General features: G+C 54.2%; 1 pseudogene. It reads left to right on the top strand.

Annotation, left to right across the window (positions count from 1 at the left end):
- Window positions 1-42: 42 nt before the first annotated feature.
- Window positions 43-227, top strand: a pseudogene (locus ACQ4LH_RS22010) (flagellar filament capping protein FliD); the annotation flags it as partial.

Below are 227 nucleotides of genomic sequence, written 5' to 3'. Positions count from 1 at the left end.
CGTCTCGTGGGCTCGAGATGTGTATAAGAGACAGGTCTGGAATTGGTCCGCGACACCAACCGTATTGATGACGCTCTTGAGGGCGTAACGCTTGATCTCGCTGCGGCGCAGAGCTCTACCTATTTGCCTTCCCATAACACCCTCATGTTCCCTCTTGTTCTCCCCCACGCCACCCCGAAGAGCACCCTGCAGAAATTTGTTGATGCAGGAAACGGGGGGATAAGAAA

It is taken from the genome of Pseudomonas peli (genome assembly GCF_050563605.1).
GTDB lineage: Bacteria > Pseudomonadota > Gammaproteobacteria > Pseudomonadales > Pseudomonadaceae > Aquipseudomonas > Aquipseudomonas peli_A.
Note: the sequence above shows the minus strand (reverse complement) of the source record. Positions and strands in the feature narration are given on the sequence as shown.